The sequence below is a fragment of the Bacteroidales bacterium genome (assembly GCA_021157585.1).
Lineage (GTDB): Bacteria > Bacteroidota > Bacteroidia > Bacteroidales > UBA12170 > UBA12170.
Map to the genome: position 1 here is coordinate 1 of JAGGWH010000175.1, position 4,010 is coordinate 4,010.

Below are 4,010 nucleotides of genomic sequence, written 5' to 3' on the forward strand. Positions count from 1 at the left end.
AAAAGCTGAAAGAAGACAATTTTATTCTAATAGGTGTTGATAGAGACGAAGCACTTGAAGTTGTGTTAAGATATCAGCAAAAAATGGAAATTACTTATCCTTTAGCCTTAGACCCAAATGCAGAAATTTTTGGTCGGTATGCCGATTTAAAAGCTGGAGTTACGCGTAATGTTGTGATTGATGAAAATGGAAAGATTATCTACCTCTCGCGTTTGTTTGATTTGGATGATTTTTACGAAATGCGAGATGTTATTTTCAAAGCCGTGGAAAAACTCCACTAGCATCTGTTCCATAATATTTAGCATTTGATAACAATTTAGACTTCCCCCATTATTTTATAAGGTTTATCTTTGTCGATGATTATTTTCTAGAGAATATATTTATTGTATAAGATTAAATGACACCAAAAAAGATTCTAAGTCCAATTCAAAAATTTATCAAAGCTGAAAGCTTCAGTGGAATATTGCTATTTTTTGTGACTATCCTTGCCCTTATATTGGCAAATTCTCCATTAAGTGATTTTTATAAATCTATTTGGCAATTTGAAATTGGATTCAAATCAGGAAGTTTTGTACTTGTCAAGCCCTTAATTTTATGGATTAATGATGGCTTAATGGCGATCTTCTTTTTCCTAATCGGTTTAGAAATAAAGCGGGAAGTTCTTATTGGCGAATTAAATTCATTAAAAAAAGCATCTTTACCCATATTTGCGGCCCTTGGAGGAATGCTTATTCCATTAGCCATGTTTTTAATGTTAAATGAAAATCCTGACACCATCAAGGGTTGGGGAATCCCTATGGCAACAGACATTGCTTTTACTTTAGCGATCTTAACGCTTTTGGGGAAACGAGTGCCTTTGGGTCTGAAAATATTCTTAATTGCTTTTGCTATAATCGATGATATTGGCGCTGTATTAGTAATTGCACTTTTCTATACAACTAATATTGCTTGGGATTTATTGTTTTATTCTGGAGTCCTTTTAGGAATATTGTATTTCCTTTCCTACTTGAAGATACATAATAAATATTTGATATTTTTCTTTGGATTTATAATTTGGTTTTTATTTTTGAAAGCAGGAATCCATCCTACTATTGCAGGAATATTACTGGCTTTGGCAGTGCCTATCAGGCAAAAAATTACGGAGTTTGATTTTGCCGATAAGATGAAGAGTATCGTGGATGATTTAACTAAAGCTACAAATACCAATAAACTCCCAATTCTTTCGAGGCAACAAATAGCAGAAATAGATAAACTTGAAGATTGGACTAATCAGGTTCAATCTCCATTACAACAACTCGAAAATAGATTGCATAAATGGGTTGCGTTTTTTATAATGCCGATTTTTGCTTTCTCCAATGCTGGAGTTTATCTTGCTGAAGACATGAATATCAATTGGTCCTTAGCTACCAATATTATACTTTCTTTATTTTTAGGGAAATTGATAGGTGTTGCGTTATTTTCGTTTATTTCTGTGAAACTTAAAATGGCCACCTTGCCTGAGGGTGTTGATTTTAAGCAAATTATTGGCATTGCATTGTTGGCAGGTGTAGGATTCACTATGTCATTGTTTATAGGAAACTTAGCTTTTACAGATAATAATCAGCTTCTTGATTCTGCTAAAATTGGAATTATAATCGGTTCGATTATTTCAGGTATTTTAGGCTATATTGTATTGAGATTCAGTTTAAATACAAAAGGGAGTTAGTATTGAAAATAAATCTAATTAATAATAGATGAAAAATAGGTGTTTGATGAAGAAACAAATCCTATTTATCAGATTAAAAAACATAAATCATGAAGAACCTAATTTTAATACTAAATTTATTTATTGCACTTGCAGGCTACAGTCAGCAAGCTACTTATCTCGATGGGAATTATAAAGCCGAGAAAGGCGGACAAGTATATGTCGCTCAAAAACAGCATGTTGTTGATGATATAAAACCCATTACAGATCCCAATGCAGAAATAAGAAATGTCATTCTTCTAATCGGAGATGGAATGGGAGTAAGTCATGTATTTGCCGGAATGACTGCCAATAACGATCGTTTATATATCGACCAAATGCCTTTTGTAGGTTTTCAAAAAACAAAAGCAAAAAATAAATTCCGTACCGATTCGGCGGGTGCAGGTTCAGCTTTAGCAACGGGAGAAAAAACAAATTACGGTAGTATTTCTGTAGATAGTGTTGGAAATCCCACACCAACAATTTTAGAATACGCTGCAGGAAATGGTTATGCTACAGGCTTAGTCGTAGCTTGTAAAGTCACACATGCAACTCCGGCAGTTTTTATTGCTCATGTTCCTAAAAGAAATCTATACGAGGACATTGCCACCTTTTTCGTTTCAGATTCTATAGATGTCTTTTTAGGTGGAGGTTCAGATAATTTCTTCAAACGTGAAACAGGAGTTAATCTTCGTCCGGCTCTTGAAGCTAAAGGATTTCAAGTTATTCAAGAAATGGACGATTTGGCTAATATCAAAAGCGGTAAAGTCGCCGGACTTTTTGCTAATGGTCATTTAGATTCATATCCAAAACGCGGAGAATTTCTCGTTAATGGTTCCGATAAGGCAATGGAAATATTAAATCAAGATGATAAAGGTTTCTTTTTGATGATAGAAGGCTCTCAGATAGATTGGGCCGGACACGATAATGATATTGGTTACACTATTGAAGAAATGCTGGATTTTGATCGTACTGTTGGAGAAGTATTAAAATTTGCCGAAAAAGATGGGCACACCTTGGTTATTGTTACCGCCGATCATGAAACCGGAGGTTTAAGTGTTATTAATGGTGATATTGAACAGGGAATGGTAGAAGCAAAATTTAATACTACTGGTCATTCATCTGTTATGGTTCCTGTATTTGCTTACGGACCGGGCGCAGAAAAATTTTGTGGTATTTATGAAAACACTGCTATTTTTGACAAAATGATGGAAGCCTTTGGCTTCACTAAATAAATGAATCTTTCTAAACCACTCGCAGAACTTCTTCGTCCTACTGATTTCGATCATTATATTGGTCAGGAACATTTAGTAGGGAAAGACGGCATATTGCAAAAATCTCTCAATTCAGGTAATATCCCATCCATGATTTTATGGGGACCTCCGGGTGTTGGAAAAACAACTTTGGCTTTTATTTTAGCACAGAATCTCGAAATCCCTTTTTATTCACTCAGCGCAATTAACGCCGGAGTGAAAACCGTTAGAGAAGTTATTGAACGAGCAAAAGCAAGTGGCAGAAAATCGATACTCTTTTTAGATGAGATACATCGTTTTAGTAAATCGCAGCAAGATTCTTTGTTGGGAGCTGTAGAAACGGGAATAATAACTTTGGTTGGTGCAACCACAGAAAATCCGTCTTTTGAAGTTATTTCTCCTTTGCTATCGCGATGTCAGATATATATCTTAAAAGCTTTAGAGAAAAAGCATTTGGAGACCTTGCTAAATCAAGCGGTAGCTTATTTCAAAGAGGAGTTTAAATTAGAACTTAAAGTTGATGAAACCGAAGCCCTTTTTAGAGTTTCAGGAGGTGATGCACGTAAGTTATTCAACGCTATAGAATTAGTTGTCGGAACTTTCTCTTCGGAAGAAAAAACTATTTCTCTAAACAATAAGTTAGTGGGTCATATTATCCAAAAAAACCTAGCTATCTACGACAAAAAAGGGGAAATGCATTACGATATTATTTCGGCTTTTATTAAATCCATCAGAGGTAGCGATCCTAATGGAGCAGTATATTGGTTAGCTCGTATGATTGAAGGTGGCGAAGACATTAAGTTCATTGCCCGTCGATTGCTTATTTTAGCTTCTGAAGATATTGGTAATGCCAACCCCAATGCTCTTTTATTGGCTAATAGTTGTTTTGATGCCGTGAGTAAAATTGGTTATCCCGAAGGACGAATTATCCTTTCACAAACAACCATCTATTTAGCAAATTCGGTTAAGAGTAATTCTACTTACATTGCCATTAAAAAAGCACAACAATTAGTTCAAGAAACAGGTGATTTACC

At 34.9% G+C, this 4,010-nt stretch carries 4 protein-coding genes; all 4 read left to right on the plus strand.

The features are described 5' to 3' along the window. The coding region (locus J7K39_12280; protein MCD6180671.1) for a redoxin family protein at positions 1-281 on the plus strand (281 nt) is incomplete at its 5' end. 116 nt (positions 282-397) lie between these two features. Continuing rightward, positions 398-1,705, plus strand: coding sequence for a Na+/H+ antiporter NhaA (gene nhaA / locus J7K39_12285; GenBank protein MCD6180672.1), 1,308 nt, complete (start codon positions 398-400; stop codon positions 1,703-1,705). A gap of 89 nt (positions 1,706-1,794) precedes the next feature. Further along, positions 1,795-2,958: an alkaline phosphatase gene (locus tag J7K39_12290; GenBank protein ID MCD6180673.1), complete on the plus strand. Its 1,164-nt coding sequence runs from the start codon at positions 1,795-1,797 to the stop codon at positions 2,956-2,958. Beyond that, positions 2,959-4,010, plus strand: a 1,052-nt coding sequence (locus J7K39_12295) for a replication-associated recombination protein A (GenBank protein MCD6180674.1), incomplete at its 3' end; no start/stop codon positions are given.